The sequence below is a fragment of the Alteromonas sp. 5NS40-0096 genome (assembly GCF_057544385.1).
In genome coordinates, this window is the sequence record NZ_BAAJLQ010000005.1 from 289,214 (window position 1) to 310,759 (window position 21,546).

19 protein-coding genes are annotated in these 21,546 nt (G+C 46.7%); 10 read left to right on the top strand and 9 right to left on the bottom strand.

Features of this window, described 5'->3' with window-relative positions; all coding sequences use genetic code 11:
* Window positions 1-127: 127 nt before the first annotated feature.
* Window positions 128-2,146: a putative bifunctional diguanylate cyclase/phosphodiesterase gene (locus AC27G9_RS16315; protein WP_487075533.1), complete on the bottom strand. Its 2,019-nt coding sequence runs from the start codon at window positions 2,144-2,146 to the stop codon at window positions 128-130.
* Window positions 2,147-2,487: 341 nt separating this feature from the next.
* Between AC27G9_RS16315 and AC27G9_RS16320 the strand changes: the two genes are divergently transcribed.
* The 3 genes from AC27G9_RS16320 to AC27G9_RS16330 are packed head-to-tail and all read left to right on the top strand — an operon-like array spanning window position 2,488 to window position 4,570.
* The gene (locus AC27G9_RS16320) at window positions 2,488-2,943 is read left to right on the top strand and encodes a copper chaperone PCu(A)C (RefSeq protein WP_487075534.1); all 456 of its coding nucleotides are present in this window, start codon (window positions 2,488-2,490) and stop codon (window positions 2,941-2,943) included.
* Between the two features lie 26 nt (window positions 2,944-2,969).
* A complete protein-coding gene (locus tag AC27G9_RS16325; RefSeq protein ID WP_487075535.1) occupies window positions 2,970-3,443 on the top strand; it encodes a Dps family protein in 474 nt (157 codons plus the stop codon).
* 20 nt (window positions 3,444-3,463) lie between these two features.
* On the top strand, window positions 3,464-4,570 hold the full coding sequence (locus AC27G9_RS16330) for a PQQ-dependent sugar dehydrogenase (protein WP_487075536.1): 1,107 nt from the start codon (window positions 3,464-3,466) through the stop codon (window positions 4,568-4,570).
* Between the two features lie 29 nt (window positions 4,571-4,599).
* On the opposite strand, the gene AC27G9_RS16335 is transcribed toward AC27G9_RS16330, so the two are convergent.
* On the bottom strand, window positions 4,600-4,935 hold the full coding sequence (locus AC27G9_RS16335; protein ID WP_487075537.1) for an Mpo1-like protein: 336 nt from the start codon (window positions 4,933-4,935) through the stop codon (window positions 4,600-4,602).
* 168 nt (window positions 4,936-5,103) lie between these two features.
* Between AC27G9_RS16335 and trxA the strand changes: the two genes are divergently transcribed.
* The 3 genes from trxA (at window position 5,104) to AC27G9_RS16350 (ending at window position 7,671) form a co-directional block, all read left to right on the top strand.
* Entirely contained in the window at window positions 5,104-5,964 is an 861-nt protein-coding gene (gene trxA / locus AC27G9_RS16340; RefSeq protein ID WP_487075538.1) for a thioredoxin, read from the top strand.
* Between the two features lie 66 nt (window positions 5,965-6,030).
* Window positions 6,031-6,213, top strand: coding sequence for a DUF2065 domain-containing protein (locus AC27G9_RS16345; protein WP_487075539.1), 183 nt, complete (start codon window positions 6,031-6,033; stop codon window positions 6,211-6,213).
* A 159-nt stretch (window positions 6,214-6,372) separates the two neighbouring features.
* A complete protein-coding gene (locus tag AC27G9_RS16350; RefSeq protein ID WP_487075540.1) occupies window positions 6,373-7,671 on the top strand; it encodes an adenylosuccinate synthase in 1,299 nt (432 codons plus the stop codon).
* A gap of 68 nt (window positions 7,672-7,739) precedes the next feature.
* Here AC27G9_RS16350 and AC27G9_RS16355 read toward each other — a convergent pair whose 3' ends face one another.
* On the bottom strand, window positions 7,740-9,758 hold the full coding sequence (locus AC27G9_RS16355; RefSeq protein WP_487075541.1) for an NADPH-dependent 2,4-dienoyl-CoA reductase: 2,019 nt from the start codon (window positions 9,756-9,758) through the stop codon (window positions 7,740-7,742).
* Window positions 9,759-10,005: 247 nt separating this feature from the next.
* Between AC27G9_RS16355 and AC27G9_RS16360 the strand changes: the two genes are divergently transcribed.
* A complete protein-coding gene (locus AC27G9_RS16360; protein WP_487075542.1) occupies window positions 10,006-10,425 on the top strand; it encodes a VOC family protein in 420 nt (139 codons plus the stop codon).
* Between the two features lie 19 nt (window positions 10,426-10,444).
* Here the strand turns inward: AC27G9_RS16360 and AC27G9_RS16365 are convergent, their stop codons facing one another.
* Window positions 10,445-11,821 (bottom strand): Na+/H+ antiporter NhaC family protein, encoded by a 1,377-nt coding sequence (locus AC27G9_RS16365; protein WP_487075543.1) that lies wholly within the window; start codon window positions 11,819-11,821, stop codon window positions 10,445-10,447.
* Between the two features lie 152 nt (window positions 11,822-11,973).
* Here AC27G9_RS16365 and AC27G9_RS16370 point away from each other — a divergent pair, with 152 nt between their 5' ends.
* Window positions 11,974-13,815: a glycoside hydrolase family 3 N-terminal domain-containing protein gene (locus tag AC27G9_RS16370; protein WP_487075544.1), complete on the top strand. Its 1,842-nt coding sequence runs from the start codon at window positions 11,974-11,976 to the stop codon at window positions 13,813-13,815.
* Window positions 13,816-13,823: 8 nt separating this feature from the next.
* Here the strand turns inward: AC27G9_RS16370 and AC27G9_RS16375 are convergent, their stop codons facing one another.
* The gene (locus AC27G9_RS16375) at window positions 13,824-14,972 is read right to left on the bottom strand and encodes an exo-beta-N-acetylmuramidase NamZ family protein (RefSeq protein WP_487075545.1); all 1,149 of its coding nucleotides are present in this window, start codon (window positions 14,970-14,972) and stop codon (window positions 13,824-13,826) included.
* Window positions 14,969-15,901, bottom strand: coding sequence for an N-acetylmuramic acid 6-phosphate etherase (gene murQ / locus AC27G9_RS16380; protein ID WP_487075630.1), 933 nt, complete (start codon window positions 15,899-15,901; stop codon window positions 14,969-14,971). Before murQ ends, AC27G9_RS16375 begins: the two co-directional genes overlap by 4 nt.
* 123 nt (window positions 15,902-16,024) lie before the next feature.
* Between murQ and alr the strand changes: the two genes are divergently transcribed.
* On the top strand, window positions 16,025-17,092 hold the full coding sequence (alr, locus tag AC27G9_RS16385; RefSeq protein ID WP_487075546.1) for an alanine racemase: 1,068 nt from the start codon (window positions 16,025-16,027) through the stop codon (window positions 17,090-17,092).
* Between the two features lie 70 nt (window positions 17,093-17,162).
* On the top strand, window positions 17,163-18,308 hold the full coding sequence (locus AC27G9_RS16390) for an alpha/beta hydrolase (RefSeq protein ID WP_487075547.1): 1,146 nt from the start codon (window positions 17,163-17,165) through the stop codon (window positions 18,306-18,308).
* Window positions 18,309-18,799: 491 nt separating this feature from the next.
* Here AC27G9_RS16390 and AC27G9_RS16395 read toward each other — a convergent pair whose 3' ends face one another.
* The 3 genes from AC27G9_RS16395 to AC27G9_RS16405 form a co-directional block, all read right to left on the bottom strand.
* Window positions 18,800-19,450, bottom strand: a complete 651-nt coding sequence (locus AC27G9_RS16395) for a YitT family protein (RefSeq protein ID WP_487075548.1) — start codon at window positions 19,448-19,450, stop codon at window positions 18,800-18,802.
* 178 nt (window positions 19,451-19,628) lie between these two features.
* A complete protein-coding gene (locus tag AC27G9_RS16400; RefSeq protein WP_487075549.1) occupies window positions 19,629-20,363 on the bottom strand; it encodes a hypothetical protein in 735 nt (244 codons plus the stop codon).
* 277 nt (window positions 20,364-20,640) lie between these two features.
* Complete coding sequence (locus tag AC27G9_RS16405) at window positions 20,641-21,510, bottom strand: LysR family transcriptional regulator (protein WP_487075550.1); 870 nt, start codon at window positions 21,508-21,510, stop codon at window positions 20,641-20,643.
* Window positions 21,511-21,546 lie beyond the last annotated feature (36 nt).

Consider the following 21,546-nt stretch of genomic DNA (forward strand, 5'->3'; position numbering starts at 1 on the left):
ATGCTCACTCTACGCGCGAACTAATTTGCTAAGTGAGAGGCTAAACATACGTTTATGTGTATCCTTTAAAACCCTTAAGGCATCCCTCGCCCTAATCGGCAATGCCGCATGTATTTTTTGTTGCAAACTATCCTTTGCCGGCTTTTGTCTTTTCGGACTTTTGATAGTAACTCAGTGGTTGGGGAAGGCCCAAGCCAAAGCCCTGCTGCAGGTTCATACCCATCTTTTGCAGTAATGTCGATTGGGCTGCGGTTTCGACTCCTTCGATGATCGTTTGAAAATGCAATGACTTAATCAGTTGATGAATACTGCTGATTAATGTTGTTTCCAGCGTGATTTGCTGAGTAAACGATCGGTCGATTTTAATATAGGTCGCTGGGATTTGGTTGAGATACGCCAAAGAGGAAAAGCCCGTGCCGAAATCGTCTATGCTGATCGCGATGTCGTGCTCACGCAGTATATTCGCAGTCTTTTGGCCGAGGCTAATATCGTTGATCAAGGTTGTTTCCGTTAACTCAATGTGAAGAGATGAGTAGGGCAGTTGATGCTTGTCTAGCTCTGACGTCAATAGCGGGATAAAGTTGGCATCAGAGAAGTATTGTCCCGAGATGTTAACGGCTACGCTGATTTGCTGATTAAAGCACTGTTGCAATGGTTTGATACTAGCGATGGCAGTTTTCAGTACCCATTGCTCAATATCTAGTAGTATTCCCATCTCTTCTGCAACTTCCAGACACTGGTCAGTCGGCACTTTACCCAATACAGGGTTGTCCCATCGCAACAGTGCTTCCAAGGCGAAAACCTTGTTCTGGCTTATGTCGTAGATAGGTTGGTAATACAGTTCGAACTCTCCATTTTCCAACGCCCGATACAAATATTGAGCGAGTTTACTGTGACGTTGTAGTGTCGTTTCCATACCTTGACGATAACGTATCCATCGATGTTTACCCTGTTTTTTCGCCTCGTACATCGCAGCGTCGGCTTTAACGATGAGTTCTTCGAAGTCCGTATCATCACCGGGATATTGTGCGACACCTATACTGGCTGATACGTTTATCGGGCGTTGCATATCATCGAAAAACGGTTCACTCATGGTTTTAATCAGCTGTTGAGCTAGTGTGTCGACAGAGTCAAATAGGTCGTTATGCTCGACTAACCAAATAAACTCGTCACCGCCGCACCTGCAGGCAATACCATTTTCAAAAGGCCCTGAGGTGAGTTTTGCACTGAGATATTTGAGTAATTGATCTCCTGTAGCGTGGCCTAGTGAGTCATTCACCAGCTTGAAACCATCTAGGTCGATATAAAAAAGCGTGAATACGGTTTTACCGACGATGAGGTTTTTTAGCCCACGGCGATTGAGTAAACCCGTGAGCGGGTCTGTAATCACTTCTTTTTCTAGGGCTATTTCCTTGCGCTTGCGCTGGTCGATATTAAATTGCTGTACCAGAAGACTGTCGTCTAGATTTTCATGGGGGCAAACGCTGACTAACAATCTGTGCCATAGCGCTTCTTGATGGCTGTATATTTGTACGTCGCCTTCAAAGCGCCCTGTATTATCTAACGTATTTCGAACTTTTTGATAATCCTCTTCGAATACAAACAGTGATTGAAGATGATCGTAGTGAGCACTTTGCCCCTCGATAAAAGGAGGGTTACCGGAAATAAACTGGCCATCGGTGGTATAGGTGGACAAGGTAATCACTGAGCTGGTGTCACTGTTGTTCCTAACCAGATCAACGTTTATCGCTTCTGTCAGCAAGGCAATGCGGCCATCTTTCAAGGGATAACCTGACATTTGGCAGTACACTTCTTTCAATATACCTTTGGGAGAGTAGCGCCAAATTCGTGAAACAAATTTCCCTGATTTGAATATTTGCTGAAAATCTACAAGGGTCTGTTGTACCGCGTCGGATGCGCCAGGTTTGAAATCGCGACTTAATAGTTCGTTGAGAGAATCACTCTCCCAATGGGCAAGGCCCGCTTTGTTTGCCCATAAGATACAGTAGTTTTCAATATCGTATAACCATACTGCACTCACGAGCTTGTCGAGTAAAGATAGTTCAGGACTAATATCAAACAAGATATCGTCATGTTGTCGCGTCTTGGTGACGGCCGTGCTTGATACTGAAGATTCAGATTTCACAGACGGTTTCCTTGGGTACATCTTGCCTGCTGAACCGCTCCTACAACCAGATGCTAGTACTCTGCATTGGGTTGGGTGAAATCCCTCGGAGCGGCACTATTCGTTTAGATTTCTCTTATATATAAAGCCTAGTTCAAAGTAACAAAACTCGCATTATTAGATACAGAAAATAGCCAATGCCGTTATGAAGACTCGTGATTCGCCACATATTGCTGGTGATTTGTCTCGCTAGCTGCGACATACCCAATGCAGTTTGTTAGTGTGATCTGAGTCATTCTCAAAACGCAGTAAACGAAGTATGCTTGTCGTGCGTATTGAAAGTAGTAAATAAAGGGATGGCAATGATTAAAAAGTTAAGTGCACTGTTGGTATTAGTCGCGGTGGCAATGAATGCGTTTAGTGTCGAAGTGACGCAAGCTAAGGCGCGATCCACGTTTGCTTTAGCCAAAACGGGAGCGGTATACCTGACGCTTTCAAACCCCTCTGATGCTGATGTCAGCTTGATGTCCGTATCGGTAACAGACAAAGTGGCGCAAGAAGCACAGATTCACACCACAGTAATGGCCGATGACATGTTGCGTATGCAAGAGCTCAAGGGCGGGTTGGTTATTGCTTCTGGCAGTACATTGGAAATGGCGCCCGGTAAAGAACACATTATGTTGCTTGGTCTGACTGGGCCATTGGAAAAAGGGCAGACGGTCACGCTAACGCTTCACTTTAGTGATGACACTAACCAAGAGGTTACCGCCAATATCGTCGATATGAAAGATGGCGGCCATCATCATCACCATCATTAAGTTAAATAGCAAATTAGGGTAACACTATGACAACAATAGATATTGGTATTAGCGAACAAGACAGATTGGCCGTTGCCGAAGGGTTGAGTAAACTGCTTGCCGACTCCTATACTCTGTATTTACAAACGCATAATTTTCACTGGAATGTGACAGGGCCTCAGTTTAGAGAGCTACACCTTATGTTTGAGGAGCACTACACCGAGCTTTCTACCGCGGTTGACGACATTGCAGAACGTATTCGAGCACTTGGTGTTGCCGCGCCAGGTACGTATAAGGCATTTTCAGCGTTGAGTGCTATCGAAGAAGTGGATGGTGTACCCTCAGCAACAGAAATGGTAACCCTGTTAACAAAAGCCCACGAACAAGTCATTAAAACCTGTCGTGCCGTTCTCAAGTTGGCCCAAGACGCCGATGATGAATCAACTGCGTCGTTGGCTTCCGACCGAATGGTGGTACACGAAAAAACTGCCTGGATGTTAAGAGCGTCTTTGCCACAATAAAAAAGAAATAGGACACCAACATGAAACTACGGGTTTTGTCTTCACTAAAAACTGTCGCTCTAGCGCTGAGTGTATCACTTGCTGGCCACAGTATGGCAGCCACTCAGGTACAAAGCGAAATACTCGCTGAAGGGCTCACTCATCCATGGAGTATGGCGTTTTTGCCTGATGGCACTATGGTCATCACTGAGAGAAGTGGTGGTATACGTCGCTACTCTGAAAGCGATGGACTAAGTGCTCCTTTGAATGGTGTGCCCGATGTCGTCGCACAGAATCAAGGTGGGATGCTCGGTATTGCGGTTGACCCTGAGTTCTCTAAAAACAATACCTTGTATTTTTGCTTTAGCCGAGCAGGTGAAGGCGGCAGTAGTAGCAGTGTTGCTAAAGCCGAACTGACCAACACGGGTTTAAAAGATGTCGAAGTGATTTTTGTATCGACTCCCCTTGTAGATAATGGGTTTCACTTTGGCTGTAGATTGGGATTCGATCAACAACAGCACCTTTACGTGACCCTAGGCGACCGCTACAAGTACATGAAAGAGGCGCAAAATACCGATAACCACTTCGGTAAGATCGTGCGTATCAATAAAGACGGATCAGCGGTTGCCAGCAACCCTTTTGTCAAAGGCAAAGCACCAGAAGTCTTTACCTATGGTCACCGCAATGTGCAAGGGTTAGCGATGCACCCAGAAACCGGTGAAATGTGGGCAATGGAACACGGCCCGAAGGGCGGCGATGAGGTCAATTTACTGGCTAGTGGCAACAATTATGGTTGGCCTGTGATCACGTATGGAATCGATTACAACGGCGATATCATTTCAGACAAAACGGCACAGGCGGGTATGGAACAACCGGTTTTGTATTGGGATCCATCGATAGCCCCAAGTGGTATGGCTTTCTATTCCGGAGACAAGTTTCCCGAATGGCAAGGAGACTTGTTGGTGGGGTCATTAAAATTTAGGCACTTACGTCATGTTAAAATGAACGATGGCAAGCCGGGGAAACAAACAGAATTACTAAAAGGGCTAGAGAGTCGAGTTCGCGACGTTAAAGTTGGGCCTGATGGTTACGTCTATGTATTGACCGATGCTCCCAATGGGAAGCTAGTTCGGGTCAAACCGCAGTAGTTGAAAAAGGCGTGCGGAGCACGCCTTTTTTATGCCTCATTTTCCGAAGGACTAAATCGCAATTTACCAGTCAATATATCTTTAAACATTACCCAATCTCCCATCAAACTGTAGAACGGATAGCGAAAGGTGGCAGGTTTGTTATGTTCATAAAAGAAGTGACCAACCCAAGCAAAACCATAGCCAATCACGGGGAGCAGCCACAGCGCAATCCACTGGCTCGTAACTAAAGCAAACGCAATAACCACTAAAACCAAGCTTGAGCCAATAAAATGGAGTAACCGACAAGTCGGGTTACGATGCTCACTGAGGTAATAGGGGTAAAAGTCTTTAAAGCGAGTAAAGCCGTTTTCTGGTTCAGTCATAATGCCTCCTGTATTCGGGCGTGTTGACCAAAGGTCGACACCTTGTAACAACACCTTAACATTTCGTCCGAGCAAGAGGTAGCGTAAAAATGCAAGACGTATTTGAGGTTGTTATTTCGCGTAGATTCCCCATATTCTTGTATATCAAAAATAAATGAGCGAATTCCCATGGATACCTTAGGTGTAAATAATATCGTTGATGTCACGCCAGAGAATTTTCAGCAAGTTTTTCTACAAGCGTCACAAGAAAAACTGGTTCTAGTCGATTTTTGGGCTGATTGGTGTGAGCCATGCAAAGACCTGATGCCAATATTGGAAAAAATTGCCGGCGAATATCCCGATACTCTCTTACTTGCAAAAGTGGATTGCGAGGCTCAACAGGAAGTGGCTGGTCAGTTCGGTATCAGGAGCTTGCCTACGGTGATGGTCGTCAAAGATGGACAGCCAATTGATGGATTCGCAGGGGTTCAACCTGAAGCTCAAATCAGGGAAATGTTAGCCAAATACTTGCCTAAGCCGGAAGATGAATTTGTGGCTAAGGCAGCGCAGAGTATCGCTGAAGGTGATTATCAGACCGCGTTCGTATTGGCGAAGCAAGCCTATGAACTTGCCAGTGACAATCTCGATGCCAAATTAATGTATGCGGATTGTCTGATTGAAACCGGTGGTGTGAGTTTAGCAAAGGAGTTAATCGGCACAATTGGCCTGGCTGACCAAGACGGGCGATATCAGGCCCTTGTCAGTAAACTGGAATTGGCAGAACAGGCTGCTGAAACACCAGAGATTAAAGCGTTGCAAGAGAAGGTTGCGGCTAACCCTGACGATCTACAGGCTAAAATTGACCTTGCTGTACAGTTACATCAAGCAAGCAAAGCTGAAGAGGCACTCTCTCTCCTTTACTCAGTATTGATCACGGATATTAATTTTGGCGAGGGCAAGAAAATTATGCTCGATGTGATCAATGCCCTTCCTGATGGTGACACATTGAAATCTACCTATCGTCGTAAGGTTTACAGTTTACTGTATTGATAATCGACTAAGCGGGTTGTTAACCCGCTTTTTTGTATCATCACTCAGATTTCCGCAGGGGGGAGTATGGAATGGATTTGGCCTGCATTGGCCATGGTTTTGGTTTTTGAGGGAATAGGTCCCTTACTCTTTCCTCGACTATGGCAAAAGTACCTTTTCGATATGTCACAGCAGCCAACCAATCAGCTGCGGCAAATTGGTGGTGTTCTTGTTGTGGTTGGCGTAGTTTGCTTAGCGTATCTGACCTAATTCAGTCAAAAATGACGCCCGTGAGTGACTAGATTTCAAGCTGAAACAACCCTTTGTGATAAAACCGCTATTTTTGCTGCATTTTTGGGCTAAAACAGGTGAAAATCACTTCGGATTTTTGTTAGAATCCACGCCTAATTTTCTTACGCATTAGATTCAATGGCACAGAACGTAGTGGTGCTCGGCACTCAATGGGGTGACGAGGGTAAAGGTAAGGTCGTAGACCTATTAACAGATCGCGCTAAATATGTAGTTCGCTATCAAGGCGGGCACAACGCAGGTCACACTTTGGTTATCGATGGTGAGAAGACCGTTCTTCACTTGATTCCTTCTGGTATTCTTCGCGATAACGTTACCTGTATTATTGGTAATGGCGTAGTACTTAGCCCAGACGCTCTGATGAAAGAAATTACCATGCTTGAAGAACGCGGCGTGCCTGTGCGGGAGCGTCTAAAAATCTCTGAAGCATGTCCTCTTATTTTGCCTTATCACATCGCTTTGGATGTGGCGCGTGAGAAAGCACGTGGCAGTAAAGCAATTGGCACAACTGGTCGTGGTATCGGTCCAGCATACGAAGATAAAGTCTCTCGACGCGGTTTGCGTGTCGGCGATTTGTTCAACGCTGACGATTTCGCTGCTAAGTTGAAAGAAGTACTCGATGTTCACAACTTTACATTGACTCAGTATTACGGCGAGCCGGCAGTTGATTTTGACGAAACGCTCAAAGGTGCAATGGCCGTTGCAGATATTTTGAAATCGATGGTAGTTGACGTGACCGACGAATTGGACAAAGCCGACAAAGCGGGTTTGCCAATTATGTTCGAAGGTGCACAGGGCACTTTACTGGATATTGACCATGGTACTTACCCTTATGTAACGTCGTCAAACACGACAGTGGGCGGCGTGGCAACGGGTGCAGGTTTTGGCCCACTGAAACTCGACTACGTGTTGGGTATCGTGAAAGCATACACCACTCGCGTAGGTTCTGGTCCATTCCCAACTGAACTTGACTGTGAAGTGGGTGAGCACCTTGGTGTGAAAGGCCATGAATTTGGTGCGACAACAGGGCGTAAGCGCCGTACAGGTTGGTTTGATGCAGTAGCGATGAAGCGCGCTGTACAAATTAACTCTATCACGGGCTTCTGTCTGACCAAACTTGACGTGTTAGACGGCCTTGAAACATTGCAAATCTGTGTTGGTTATAAAGATGCCGATGGCAATGTGTCTGACGTCCCTCCGATGGCTGCCGATGGTTACGATCTGGTTACTCCTGTTTACGAAGAAATGCCTGGTTGGTCGGATAACACGTTTGGTGTGACTGATTTCGACAACTTACCTCAAGCGGCGAAAGACTATATTAGCCGCCTTGAAGCTATCACAGGTGTACCAGTGGATATTGTTTCTACTGGCCCTGATCGCAGTGAGACTATGGTATTGCGTCACCCTTACGACGCTTAACCAAGCGAATCATGAAAAAGCCCGCGGTTGCGGGCTTTTTTGTCTCTGAAAATTGGCCGTTGGTAAGCCTATAGCTTGGCTGCCAATTCTGCACCTTGGCGAATCGCTCGCTTGGCATCAAGTTCTGCCGCTACGTCAGCCCCACCGATTAAATGCACAGATAAGCCTTTGTTCTCTAGGCCTTGTTGCAGGGCGCGAAGGGGTTCTTGTCCTGCACAGACAATCACGTTATCGACATCTAAGGTGTGAGGCTTATCACCAACGAGGATGTGCAATCCGTCGTCGTCAATGCGTTGATATGTGACTTGGTTCATCATTTGAACACCGTGTTTTTGCAGCGTAGTACGGTGTATCCACCCAGTTGTTTTTCCCAATCCAGCGCCAACCTTGCCCTCTTTTCGCTGTAACAATGTGACTTGGCGTTTTGGTGTGACAGGCTGTAAGTTAAGCGCGATACCACCTGCTTCAACGGATTGGTCTATACCCCAGAACTGCATCCAATGCGCTTTGTCCAATGCAGCTTCTTGAGATTCTAGTAGGTATTCAGCAACGTCAAAACCGATGCCTCCTGCACCGATGATGGCCACTTTTTCCCCAACGGGTTTGTGATCTTTCAGTACGTCGATATAGCTCAATACCTTATCGTGTTCGATCCCTTCAATCGCGGGGGTTCTCGGTGAAATGCCCGTTGCCAGTACGATTTCATCGAAGTCAGTGCCGATACTGTCTACCGTAACGGGCGTATTCAAGTGCAGGTTTACACCCGTTTCTTCGATTTTATAACGGAAATAGCGAAGGGTTTCCTCAAACTCGTCTTTTCCAGGAATCTGCTTTGCCAAGTTGAACTGGCCGCCCACTTTATCGGCTTTGTCAAACAAATGGACCTCATGGCCGCGAGCGGCGGCGTAAGTAGAGATAGACAAGCCCGCGGGTCCTGCACCCACAACTGCGACTTTTTTCTTGGTTGCTGCAGGTGGAAAGCTCATCTCGGTCTCGAAACACGCTTCTGGATTGACCAAACAGCTCACTCTTTGGCGTTTAAAAATATGATCAAGGCAAGCCTGATTACAGGCGATACACGTATTGATAGCTTGAGGCTTACCGGCTGCAGCTTTGTTGACAAAGTCGGGATCAGCTAAAAACGGGCGAGCCATGGATACCATATCCGCTTGTCCACTGGCAATGACTTGCTCAGCAATTTCGGGCGTGTTGATGCGGTTAGTGGCAATCAAAGGAATGGTGATGTGTGGGCGAATTTTTTCCGTTACCCAAGTAAACGCCCCCCTTGGTACAGAGGTCGCGATAGTCGGAACGCGAGACTCATGCCAGCCAATACCGGTATTGATGATAGTGGCGCCCGCTTCCTGGATGGCTTTACCGAGATAAACGACATCTTCCCAACTGGCGCCGCCTTCTACCAAGTCCAACATCGATAAGCGGAATATAATGATAAAATCCGGGCCGCACTCTTTTCGGGTTTGACGCACAATTTCAATGGCTAAGCGGGCTCGATTTTCTACACTGCCTCCCCATTCATCTTCGCGATGGTTGGTTCTTGGTGAGAAAAACTGGTTAATGAAGTAGCCCTCTGACCCCATAATTTCTACACCATCGTACCCAGCTTCTCTTGCTAAGTAGGCACATTTGGCGTAATCATTGATCGTCCTCGCTATGCCTCGACGACTCAACGCTCTTGGCTTAAACGGTGTTATCGGCGCTTTTAACGCAGAAGCTGATACTGACAAAGGGTGATAACCATAGCGCCCAGTATGCAGGATTTGCATACAAATTTTGCCACCTTCGTCGTGCACGGCCTGAGTGATTGGTTTGTGGCCTTTAGTATGACTGCGACGACTTAATCGGCTCATAAAAGGGGCGCCCCAGCCTTCAATGTTCGGGCTGATCCCACCTGTGACGATAAGGCCGACACCGCCTCTCGCTCGTGCCGCGTAAAACGCTGCTAACTTTTCATGGCCGCGTTTGGCTTCTTCCAACCCCAAATGCATCGAGCCCATTAATACTCGGTTTTTTAGCGTCGTAAAGCCAAGGTCCAATGGCTCTAACATGTGTGGGTACATTGACGACATAAGGCACCTTTTTTTTATGTGGTATTACCAGTTACTGCATTTATACGCAGACGGATTTACCATTGCAACTATTGCACGTTGTTCGAAAGTAAAAATAGACGGTTTCGAGTACCTTTAATTCAATGAATACGTGAATGTTCAGTATCTTGATTGTTTTCACCCAAATCACTACCCGTTGTGACTCGAGCAAGGTATAACAGTGTTTATCGTATTGCATCGGCAATGCAGACAAATAAGGAGTGTCAATATGCCTCAACCTTTTCACCTTGCTATTCCTGTTACTGATCTTACGGCTGCGAAGGCGTTTTACGGCGAGCTTTTGGGCTGCGAGCAAGGTCGTTATTCTGACGCGTGGATAGATTGGGATTTCTTTGGTCATCAATTAGTGACCCATTTAGTGGCGGCAATGCCTGGTGCGGCACAACACAATGACGTCGATAATCACGCGGTACCTGTTCCCCATTTCGGTGTGGTGTTATCTATGTCTGATTGGCGACGGTTAGCACAGCGACTCACATCGGCAAACGTCGAGTTTGCTATTGAACCTTACATTCGATTTGAAGGTCAGGCTGGTGAGCAAGGCACGCTCTTTTTCTATGACCCGAGCGGCAATGCCCTTGAATTCAAAGGCTTTGCCGACATGGATAAGTTGTTTGCTACGCAATAGCCCTTAGAAGCCATTCACGCTAGGCCAGCATCACTATGCTGGCGACAGTATAGGCAACGACCGTAAGGCCTCCAGCAAACAACGCGTAAGGCAGTTGGGTTTTGACGTGGGTTAACAAGTCACAGCCCGCTGCCAGTGATGATACCGCTGAAGTGTCTGAAATTGGTGAGCAATGATCACCGAATATCCCGCCACCTAATATTGCAGCGATGACCAATGATGGTGGCAAGCCAAGGGACTGAATCAGTGGCACACCGATCGGGATAAGAATGGCGAATGTTCCCCAAGACGTACCCGTTGTAAACGACATGATAGCTCCCGCGATAAACAACATGGGGACGATCATGAAGGCGGGTAAGTATTCTCCGACAATACCGGAAACAAAGATACCTGTTCCCAGTGCTTTCAAACTCGCGCCAAGACTCAGTGATAACAAGACGATGGTGACAAGAGGTAAAAGTTCACCCATGCCTTTGAAGCCGATAGATACGGCCTCTTGATGGGTAAAGCGTTTGTGAGACAGCAGGAGCAGGTAGGCCACAGCAGTCCCGACAACCGTCGCATACAATACCGATTTGCTACCGCTACCTTCGGCAAGCACACCACCACCTGTCCAATACATAAAACCAAACATACTGATTATCATGGTGAGCAAAGGAACTAACATGAAGCGAGCTTTTGTCGCTGGTGCAGTATCCAGTGCGGTTTCCGTATGGCTCATGGCTTGATCTTCGGCTTTCATCGGCCCGTGAACCTTGTCGGTGACGATAGTGTAAATAACCAATGCCAAGGTGATCAGTGCATAAAAATTGAGAGGTACCGTTCCCCAAAGAATGCTGGCACTACTTTCTGCTAATTCATATCCATTGAGCAAACTCAGGACAAAGGCTCCCCAGCCATTCAATAAAATCAGGATACAAATAGGGGCACACGTGCTATCGATGATGTACGCCAAACGGGCACGGCTCATTTTGTATTTATCAAATAAACCGCGAGCAAAGATACCTGCGGTTAATACGCTTAGGTTCGACTCGATAAAAACGGCAATACCCGTTAAAAACGTCGCGCCGCCGACACGGCGTTTGCTCTTGGCTATACCACCGCTTACTAATTTATCCACGGTTGCTGCAACACCACCCGAATCGCGAATAAAGGCCAATAACGCCCCTACCAGCAAGCTGAAGAGTAATATACGAGTATTGCCCGCACTGGAAGCAACGTTGATAACACGCTCTGTCGCTTCGATGGGAGCCAATATCCAAGCACCCTGAGGGTCATTAAACAGAATGAGTAGTTCGGCACTCAAAATGGCCATGGCGAGTGCGAGAATGACTTCTTTTTTCCAAAAGACGATAGCAATTGCAATCAGTGGGGGAACGACCGATAGCCAATCCATGAGAATGTTCCTGTTTTTGTTATCGTTATACAATGCTCATAGTATCAAGGTATCGAACTGATTTCAGGCGCAATTTTACTCATGCGTTGCAACCAAGGTGTAGGGCACGTATCTTTGATGTTGGAACTAAACTTCAAAAGTAGAGTGTATCTTTGATTTTTTCTCGTATCGTTAAGTCTGCCATGGTGGCATTGGTTTTCTCCTTTTCCTTTCTGAGCGTTTGCCAAGCACAAGACACGACACCTTCTCTTCGGCAGCAACTCGGGCAAAAACTGATTCTGGATATTCGCTTTTACTGCGAGACTTTACCCGACAATGGTCAATGCAGAGAACCCGTCACTCGGCTGCCAGATGAGCTAGCTACAATGCTGATTAATGAAAACATAGGCGGGGTGATTTTGTTTGCGGAAAATCTGGTATCTGCCCCTCAAGTTGTTGCCCTGAATCACAGTTTGCAAGCGTTAGCACAGCAGTATGGAAAACCGCCGTTTATCATCGCCGTCGACCAAGAAGGAGGTAGAGTTGCGAGGCTCGCCGACGATATCGCCACGCGGTTTGTCGGCAATATGGCAATCGGGGCAACGTATGAAAAGCACGGGGTGACTTATGCCAATAAAGTGGCGACAGGTATGGCTCAGGCGCTCAAAACACTTGGGTTTAATACGAACTTTGCTCCAAGTTTGGATATCAATAACAACCCTAAAAACCCAGTTATCAATGTAAGGTCATTTTCAGATTCTCCCAAAAGAGTTGCCGAGTTGGGCGAGGCAATGACAGAATCTATGCAGTCTCAAGGCATAGTAAGTGCTATCAAACATTTTCCGGGGCACGGAGATACCAGCGTCGATAGCCATACTGGCTTACCTCAAGTTTTGCATCCTAAGCGCCATATTTTTCAGAACGAAGTGTTGCCCTTTGGCACTTTGATAGCGTCTCAGACACCACCAGAAATGGTCATGACTGCGCATATACAATACCCAGCATTAGACAATTCGGTTATTAAAGATAGGCAAGGTATTGAGCAGGTTTTACCTGCAACTTTGTCTCGCCGTATATTGCAAGACATGTTGCGACAACAATTGAATTACCAGGGTATTATTGTCACTGATGCATTAGACATGGCGGGTATCGCTCACTACTTTGCACAAGATGATGCCGTGGTTCAGACATTTAACGCGGGCGCTGATATCGCTTTAATGCCTTACACGATTCGCTCTAAGCAGGACATTACTGGATTCAGCCGTTTTCTCGATAGTGTTGCGGCCAAACTTACTCGCACCAATACTCAAGAATGGCGTTCGTCGCTTGCCCGTATAGCGTCGTTAAAACAGCGCTATAACATGGCAGAATTTGCGTCTGAGCCAGTTGATAAACGCAAAGCCATTGCGACCCAAATGCTGCCAGCACCGCACAACAAGCAGCTCGAACAAGCTTTGGCAAACGACGCGATGACTGTTGTTAAAGGGAAACCACATTTGCCACTGGATAGCCAAGGTCAGTGGTGGGTGTTGATGCCGGATGAAGCGAGATGTCGTGCGTTCATTCTCGGTATTGAGGCACAAAATCAAGACTCAGGCCATATACAGTGCACAAGTATGGCGAAGGTAGCGAGTTGGCCTGATATCAGTTCGATGGAAGGGGTGAAGCACATTATTATCGGTGACATTTCTCCACTTCACAGTGCGGTGGAAATGGGAGGGATGGATGATTTAGCAGGTCTACGCCGCTCCAACTTAAAACAGCAGCACCATTACTTTAAGCAAGTTCTAGCACATTTCTCGTCAAACGCGGTAACAAAGACCATGGTTGCGCTGCGAACACCTTACGTGTTGAAAGACTTTGAATCGCTTGTCGATCTCAGTTTGGCGACTTATTCCTACAATGTGAATAATGGCCAATCTGGCAAAATTGAAGGTCCGTCGTTTCATGCCCTTGCTCGAGTATTGCTGGGCAAAATGCCTGCGCAGGGTCAGCTTCCGGTTTCCTTAAACTGAACTCGCAATCACTGCTCTGGGTAAAGAAGATACGGTTTTCTTTGCTCTCGATACTGGGAGAGGGGCTGCTTCCAGCTGGCTCGAATAGCCGATTCACTCAGGCCTGATTCGATGTCCTTTCGGAGTTTGTCTGTGCCAGCGAGCAAGTCCATAAAGTCAGGCCGAGTAAAAAGCGTTTTCTGTTGCTCACTGAATGCCTTTTGCGCCTCAATCAGCCATCGCAGTGTTAAGCCCTTTGCTGGGTATTGGGATAGATCTTTACCCAGTGCTTGCTTCCCTTTTAACTTAGGGTGGAGTGATTTTCCCGGGATGCTTTTTGGGGTAAACGCAAACGTACCAAGCGGCACGGTGTCATGGCCAAAAATGCGAAAGGGGGTTGGCGTTCCTCTACCAACACTGACAGCTGTAGCTTCAAAAAAGCACAAAGAGGGGTAGAGTGCGATCGCTTGATCGTCGGGTAAGTTAGGGCTTGGCGCAATCGGTAGCGAGTAAGGCATCGCTTTGGTGTAATCAGCAATGGGGACCACTTTGAGGTCGAGAGATGCGCTCTGGTTAATCCAATTTTCGCCTTTAATCATCAAGGCAAGCTCACCGACGGTTAGGCCGTGTAATACAGGGATGGGGTGTTTACCCACAAAAGAACGAAAAGGCGCTTCGAGAACTGGGCCGTCAACATAGGGCCCGTTGGGGTTAGGCCGGTCCAATACCACGACCGTTTTGTCAAATTGCGCGGCGGCTTCCATGACTAAATGCATAGTGCTGATATAGGTATAGAAGCGCACACCCACATCTTGAATATCAAAAACAATGACATCAACATCACGAAGCATGTCTTGGGTTGGTTTTTTCGTCTTCCCATACAGGGATACAATCGGCAAGCCTGTTTGTTTATCGATATTGTCATTGATTGTGGCGCCTGCACCTTGGTCAATTCGAAAGCCGTGCTCAGGCGCAAAGACCTTAGTGACCTTGATGTTTTCAGCCAACAAGGCGTCGACTAAGTGCCCTGATGATGTCATTGATGTACTGTTGACCACGAGGGCGACGCGTTTGCCGGCCAACCACGGTAAATAGCGTTCTTTTCTATCGGCGCCGACAGTCATCGACAACGCTTGAAAGCTCGAAAAAACTAGGATGAGTAGTGTGATGAATCTCATGCTTTAGTGGCATCCTGTGCCCGTTGTAAATAGCCTTGATTGGCGGTGAGTAAAGACCTTGCCTCTTCAACACCTAAGTTAGTTAAAATCATAAGTATCGCTAGCTTAGCTTGATTGTCGGCCTCACTTAAGGCTTGGGTCGCGGTCTTGTCATCACATTGCGTTGCTTGCATGACAATGCGCACCGCTCTGGCTCTTAGCTTGTGATTTGTTGCGTTAACATCAACCATCAAATTTTGATACACCTTACCCAATTTAATCATGCACGTACTACTGAGCATGTTTAACACCAACTTTTGAGCGGTGCCTGATTTCATTCGAGTAGAGCCAGTAATACACTCAGGGCCTACTTGTGCGCAAATTCCAACATCAGCGAGGGTGAGGACGGCGGTATTCGGGTTACAGGCAACTGATGCAGTAAAACAGCCGAGTGACTTGGCGTACTCAAGACCAGCAATAACGTAGGGGGTTCGGCCACTGGCAGTTAACCCGACGAGTGCATCCTTAGCACTTAGGTTGATGTTTTTTAGATCATTTACCGCCATAGTGGTGTCGTCTTCTGCGCCTTCAACGGCGTGTTGTATTGCTTTTTCGCCACCTGCGATTAAACCAACTACCATCTCATCGGGTACAGAGAATGTTGGGCGACATTCAACGGCATCGAGAATACCAAGGCGTCCGCTGGTTCCTGCGCCCATGTAGATTAATCTACCGCCAGATTGAATCGCGTTTGTGATCGCATCAACCGCGTCGGCGATATGAGGCAGGGCGTTGTGTACTGCGCCCGCGACCAAGGCATCTTGTTGATTAATCGCTTTGAGCATGTCGATCGTTGAGAGCTGATCGATATTCATTGTTTCAGGGTTGCGCCCTTCGGAAACGAGATGCTTGAGCTCATTGAGCAGGGTTTGGGTGTTTGAGGTGGTCATCGCTAACAAATCACAGTGAGAGTTAGCTTCATTGTACACAACCTCACACCTAACGTATCTAGCATTGCGTGAATACATCGAAACCGTGGTACACTGACGTTTTTCTTCAGGTACCATTGTCGAGTGAGTAGACAAACCCACGCCATCATTCATACGTCAGCAATTCAAGAGAATTTTCGCCGTTTACAGGGTCTGTCTACGGTCGGAAAAACTATGGCTGTGATCAAGGCTGATGCTTATGGTCATGGCGCCGTCGCGGTGGCAAAGGCATTACAAGGCTTGTCTGAAATGTACGCGGTGGCGATCACAGAAGAAGCCATGGAACTGCGCAATGCGGGAATCGATAGTCCGGTTGTCGTGCTCGAGGGGCCTCATGATCAAGCGGATTGCGAGCTAGCCTCGCAAAATAACTGTATTCTCGTTTGTCATTGTCGCGAGCAGCTCGAATGGGCTTCGCAATGCGATACCGCCCCTATTGTTTGGTTAAAGGTGGATAGTGGTATGCACCGATTGGGCTTTACGCCCAGTGAAACCTTGGCAATGGCTAAGGATTTTGCTCACTTGCTCACCGGAGATTCTGTGCTTGTCACGCACCTAGCCTGTGCAGACGATACCGACAATGAATTTTCGCAACAACAAATAGCGCGCTTTAAATCCGTGGTGGATAGCTTGCAGATGCCAGTCAGTGTTGCCAATTCACCGGCGACAATTGGGTGGCCTTGTAGCCATGGCGATTGGAATCGGGTAGGCGTTGCTGTTTACGGCGGTGAACCTATGCTGGATAACCAATTACGCGATATTCCCTTGTTGCCCGCGATGACGTTAACTTCATCGGTGCTTGCCGTTCGCACAATAGCCAAGGGTGAAGGGGTAGGTTATGGTCAAGTTTGGCGAGCAGAATCTGAATCAGTCATTGCTACCGTTGGGATAGGTTACGCCGACGGCTATCCTCGTCATTGTCCGAATGGCACCCCCGTTTTAGTCAATGGCGTTGAATGCCCACTCGTCGGCAGGGTATCGATGGATATGATTACAGTGGATGTCACTCAGGTAGATAAGGTTAACATTGGCGACAGTGTTGAGTTATGGGGGCAGCACATCAGTATCGACCGAGTAGCGCAATGTGCCGGCACGATTTCATATGAACTCATGACGCGCGTATCGCCAAGGGTTCCCCGAATCACGGCATAAAGTATACTGGCTGGTTTACTTTTTAGCTCGATAGATTATAATCTCCCCAATTATCGATATTGGGGATGCCATGCGCTCAGTTTTTCTTGTTGTTTTATTTTCAGTGTTGAGTGCATGCAGTATCAATGCGCCAAATATGCCGCTCAATCAAAGCCCACAGTATTACGACTATATTCAACCTTCTTTCGAGGCATATCAGCAAGTCACTTATGATTGGCTGAAAACACATCGCCGCTTTATTACCGATGATACGGCCAAAGAATTGGCAATGAATGCACCTTATGCGCTTGGGGATAAATCGAGTGAAAAAGCCATATTGCTCGTTCATGGACTTGCTGACTCACCGTACTCGTTTTCTGATATTGCTCCAAGTCTTGTCGAGATGGGGTTCTACGTTGAAGTCCTATTGTTACCCGGGCACGGTAGTAAGCCTGAAGACATGATGTTACCGACCTACCAAGACTGGCAAACGATCGTTGATCACTATGCAGCAAAGTTGAGCGAACAGTACGATACCGTGTGGTTGGGAGGGTTTTCTACTGGGGCTAATTTAGTTACTCATCATGCCATTGGCGATGCATCAATTGATGGGTTGTTACTCTTTTCTCCGGGGTTTCGCTCCAAAGTACCTGTGTTAGAACGATTGTCTCCGTTGGTCGCCAGTGTTCGCGATTGGGGCTGGCGTGGAGAAGAAAATAATTTAGCACGCTATCAATCTTCGGCAACCAATGGCGCTGATGCCTATGTGAAGAGTGCCATTGCTGTCAGAGAGCGAATCAAGCAACACGGCGTCTCCGTTCCAGCATTAGTCGTGATGAGCGAGGACGACAGCGTCATCGATGCACAATCGACCTTTGAGCTAATGGATACGTATTTTACTCACCCGAGTACATCTATGGTGTGGTATGGCGATGAGTCACCAAAAAGCGATTCAGTGTTGGTTTTTCCTGCATCAATTCCCGAACAGCGTATCGTTTCTGCGTCTCACATGAGCGTGTTATTTTCGGAGACAAACACTTACTACGGACGATTCGGTGAAAAGCGCTATTGCGAAAACACCGTGTCTAAATCAAAAGTAGAGGCATGTGAATCGGCCGAAAGTGTTTGGTACGGTGCTTGGGGCGCTCAGCATGAGGACGACCCAGTTGCTCGCCTCACATGGAATCCACATTACGATGAACTTGAGCAAACAATTCGCCAGATTACCCAGCAATAATGTCGGTGTTTATGCAGTTTTTATACATATTTATGACAGTTGCTTAACAATTTATTCTAAGCATTTTTAAGTTTATGTTTTTGAAATGTATAATGATCTTATCCACAGCTTTCCCTCAGTAATTGCAGGATGTTATACACAAGCTAAAGAAGACAAAGTCCGACCAGTGCGCTAGAGTCTCATCAGTCCTAAGGATACGGACAGAGTTAACTTGTAATGGAGAGGTTACCAACATAGGAGTTTTGTGATGCGTACATCTTACTCGAGACCAAGAGTTAACCGAGGTGCAGTGGTCAACCGACCCGCACAAAAGCCGGCGCCCAAGCCAGCAGAGTAATGCGCTACTCTTGCGCTAACGTATTTGACAAGCCCGGCAATGCCGGGCTTTTTCATTTCTGTTGTGTATTAGGACTAACAGCGTATCAGGCGCTCTGCGTGGCCTAAACGACATTCAAACCAATGCAAAATTGCGTAGCGAAGGTCAATGCGCCTTAGTTTTGGGGTTGAAGGCTGTCAGCATGAGAGTCGTCGGATACGGGTCGTGCTGGCAAAGTGTAACGTTCTGGTCGGTGGTTTAACGAGATAACCATATTCAGAAAGAAGGCCGCTAATACGGAGATGAGTACTAAGTACCAAGACACGAATAGCGCTGAGCACAGTAGAATAGTGGTATCAACCGTTAACTGAAACACACCCGCTTTTATACCGAATCGGCCTTGAAGATAGACAGCCATAATACCGATACCACCCAGACTAGAGGCATGTCTAAACATGATCAACATGCCAACACCAATTAACAAGCCGCCAAAGATGGCCGCAAAAATAGGGTTGATCGCTGTGATGTCGACGAAAAGGTGCACGTATTCAGATAGCACTGAGACTGTGGCGACAGAAATGAAGGTATTTAGCGTAAAGCGTTTGCCAACTTGAGTCCAAGCCAGCGCATAAAATGGTAGATTGATCAAAAAGAACAGGGTACCAAAGCTAAGATCACTGACATAAGTACCAAGCAACGCCATACCCGCAGCACCGCCAACCATCAGGTCTTGTGCTTTGAACAAGTAAATACCAAAAGAAACGAACAGGCCTGCACACAGAAGCGCAAAGACATCTTCGATAACACTATGAGAATTTTTAGGCATGAATCGGGCCGCCAATTGAACACGGCGCGATTATAGTCCTGTTACTGTCCCTTCGCACTCGTGCGTGGGCTGGTGGTTTTAACCGTTTTACACGGATGGTAGCGCTAGCTTTACGCTATTTTTCTCCAGCGTAAACAGCCTGTTGCAATCCTGTAACAAGTGCACCTTTTTGACGCATTTAGCGCAACTTTGCTACTGTTTCACTCAAATTGGTATCCAGTTTGATTAACTTGCCAATGTCGACTTGATAAAAGTAGATTATGGCATCAACACCCGTTCCTTGTTTTAAGTGCACTAGGTTGTCGTTTTCAACATTCATAGAATCTACATTACTCAATACGAGAGTTAATGCCGAGCCGTCATAGTTTGAAATATAAAAATTTTGATGATCATCGCTGCTCAAATAGCCGTCTTGATTGGTGTCGTCATCAACAATTAAGTAGCCATTTTTTGCCAGCGCGTACTGATACGTGTCGGGGGCGTCTTCATACAAAAAGTAGTCAGTTATCACGGTGTGGTGTTCGAAAAGCAGTGTTGGACGTTGTTGTTCTCGAGCAAACAATAAATTAACCGTCATCATGTCGTTTTGTGTCGAGCCGCTGAACATATTGACTATTTCTGTGCTGTCATTTTCGCCTGGATCAGGCTGGACTATTTTGTCGGATTTGATTGAAAAAACGTAAACGTCGTTGATTTTTCTTTTAAAAAGCTTTGAGTAGTTGATATCAACAACCTTGTTCTCACTTGTTGTTTCCACCAATGCAATTTTCGGTGGTTCATACCCTGCTCGAGTGATGTCTTTGTATATCTCCTTGCCTGCAATGGACAGCAATAGCATTGCACCGAGCAAAAAAAGATACTGATTAATTTTTGAAATCCGCTCCGTTATTGAGAGCCGTTTAGTTGTTGTCATTTGCTGTCCTTGTAGTGTTGGCGTTTTTTACCGTGCGTTAGGGTTAACTTAAGGGGGAAACGCGCAAACTCAAGGGGAAGGGTGACTTTCAATAGGCGGGTGGGGTTATTTTTTGTTTTTGCAATTCCATAAGATAATGAATCTACGCATTAAGTGGCTCTGGTTTCTGCGTGTAAGCGTCTAATAGCAATAACAGTCACGCCAGTGTATAGGTGTATTACACGTTAATTACCAATACCGCTAGACTGAGTGTTTATGCTGGCTTTGCATATCTTCGTTATTCTAACTTTTCTGCCAAGAAATCAATCAGTAGTCTGACTTTCGGTGAAAGGTGTCTATTGTGAGGATAAATCGCAAAAATTCCCTCTTTTTCATCTCGGTATTCGCTGAGCACTTCCACTAGTTCGCCCGACGTCAACTCATCGGTGAAATAGTATTCCGGTAATTGAACCAATCCTAAACCACGTTTCGCTGCGTCCAGTAGCGCATAGCCAGAGTTACAATTGATGCGGCCCGATACTCTGACGGACGTTTCAGTGTTGTCGATTTTAAAGCGCCAATAACCTGAAGCACCGACTAAACAATTGTAATTTTCGAGTTCGGATAACGTTGTCGGCGTACCATATTTTTGTAAGTAATTGGGTGTGGCGCAGACAAATGATTGTCGTGAAGAAAGGCGCTTTGCAATCAGTCCAGAATCGTTCAGTCGTCCTAATCGAATGGCAACATCAATACCAGATTCAAGTAAATCAACGGTTTGATTGGTTAGATTTAAGTCCAAATCTACGTGAGGGTACAATTCTAGAAAATGGTTAACCAAAGGCACAATGTGAGACTCGCCATATGCCACAGGCGCGGTTAACTTTAATAGCCCTTTGGGCGTTGCTTGCATTTGGGTTACTGCCAGTTCAGCAGTTTCCAGCCCTTCCACCAGGCTACGGCAGTGTTGGTAGTAAAGCTGCCCCGCTTCAGTAACAGACACTTTTCTCGTTGTTCTTTGCAGTAACTTCAGTGCTAGCCTATCCTCTAGCGCAGACACCCGCCGGCTAACTTGTGCGACCGAAGTATCGAGCTTTTTTGCCGCTTTGGTGAAAGACTGGGAGTCAACTACGGCGACAAACTCGGTTACTCCTTCCCAATTTCCCATGCGATTGAATGGCCTCATTTACGATTGTTGAAAGCG

Excerpts from the sequence above, each read along its gene's own strand:
- murQ (WP_487075630.1), bottom strand. The coding sequence starts at position 15,901 with ATGACCACCTCAAACACCCAAACCCTGCTCAATGAGCTCAAGCATCTC.
- AC27G9_RS16335 (WP_487075537.1), bottom strand. The coding sequence starts at position 4,935 with ATGACTGAACCAGAAAACGGCTTTACTCGCTTTAAAGACTTTTACCCC.
- AC27G9_RS16360 (WP_487075542.1), top strand. The coding sequence starts at position 10,006 with ATGCCTCAACCTTTTCACCTTGCTATTCCTGTTACTGATCTTACGGCT.
- AC27G9_RS16400 (WP_487075549.1), bottom strand. The coding sequence starts at position 20,363 with ATGACAACAACTAAACGGCTCTCAATAACGGAGCGGATTTCAAAAATT.
- trxA (WP_487075538.1), top strand. The coding sequence starts at position 5,104 with ATGGATACCTTAGGTGTAAATAATATCGTTGATGTCACGCCAGAGAAT.
- AC27G9_RS16330 (WP_487075536.1), top strand. The coding sequence starts at position 3,464 with ATGAAACTACGGGTTTTGTCTTCACTAAAAACTGTCGCTCTAGCGCTG.
- AC27G9_RS16320 (WP_487075534.1), top strand. The coding sequence starts at position 2,488 with ATGATTAAAAAGTTAAGTGCACTGTTGGTATTAGTCGCGGTGGCAATG.
- AC27G9_RS16345 (WP_487075539.1), top strand. The coding sequence starts at position 6,031 with ATGGAATGGATTTGGCCTGCATTGGCCATGGTTTTGGTTTTTGAGGGA.
- AC27G9_RS16350 (WP_487075540.1), top strand. The coding sequence starts at position 6,373 with ATGGCACAGAACGTAGTGGTGCTCGGCACTCAATGGGGTGACGAGGGT.
- AC27G9_RS16390 (WP_487075547.1), top strand. The coding sequence starts at position 17,163 with ATGCGCTCAGTTTTTCTTGTTGTTTTATTTTCAGTGTTGAGTGCATGC.
- AC27G9_RS16355 (WP_487075541.1), bottom strand. The coding sequence starts at position 9,758 with ATGTCGTCAATGTACCCACACATGTTAGAGCCATTGGACCTTGGCTTT.
- AC27G9_RS16395 (WP_487075548.1), bottom strand. The coding sequence starts at position 19,450 with ATGCCTAAAAATTCTCATAGTGTTATCGAAGATGTCTTTGCGCTTCTG.
- AC27G9_RS16365 (WP_487075543.1), bottom strand. The coding sequence starts at position 11,821 with ATGGATTGGCTATCGGTCGTTCCCCCACTGATTGCAATTGCTATCGTC.
- AC27G9_RS16405 (WP_487075550.1), bottom strand. The coding sequence starts at position 21,510 with ATGGGAAATTGGGAAGGAGTAACCGAGTTTGTCGCCGTAGTTGACTCC.
- AC27G9_RS16375 (WP_487075545.1), bottom strand. The coding sequence starts at position 14,972 with ATGAGATTCATCACACTACTCATCCTAGTTTTTTCGAGCTTTCAAGCG.
- AC27G9_RS16325 (WP_487075535.1), top strand. The coding sequence starts at position 2,970 with ATGACAACAATAGATATTGGTATTAGCGAACAAGACAGATTGGCCGTT.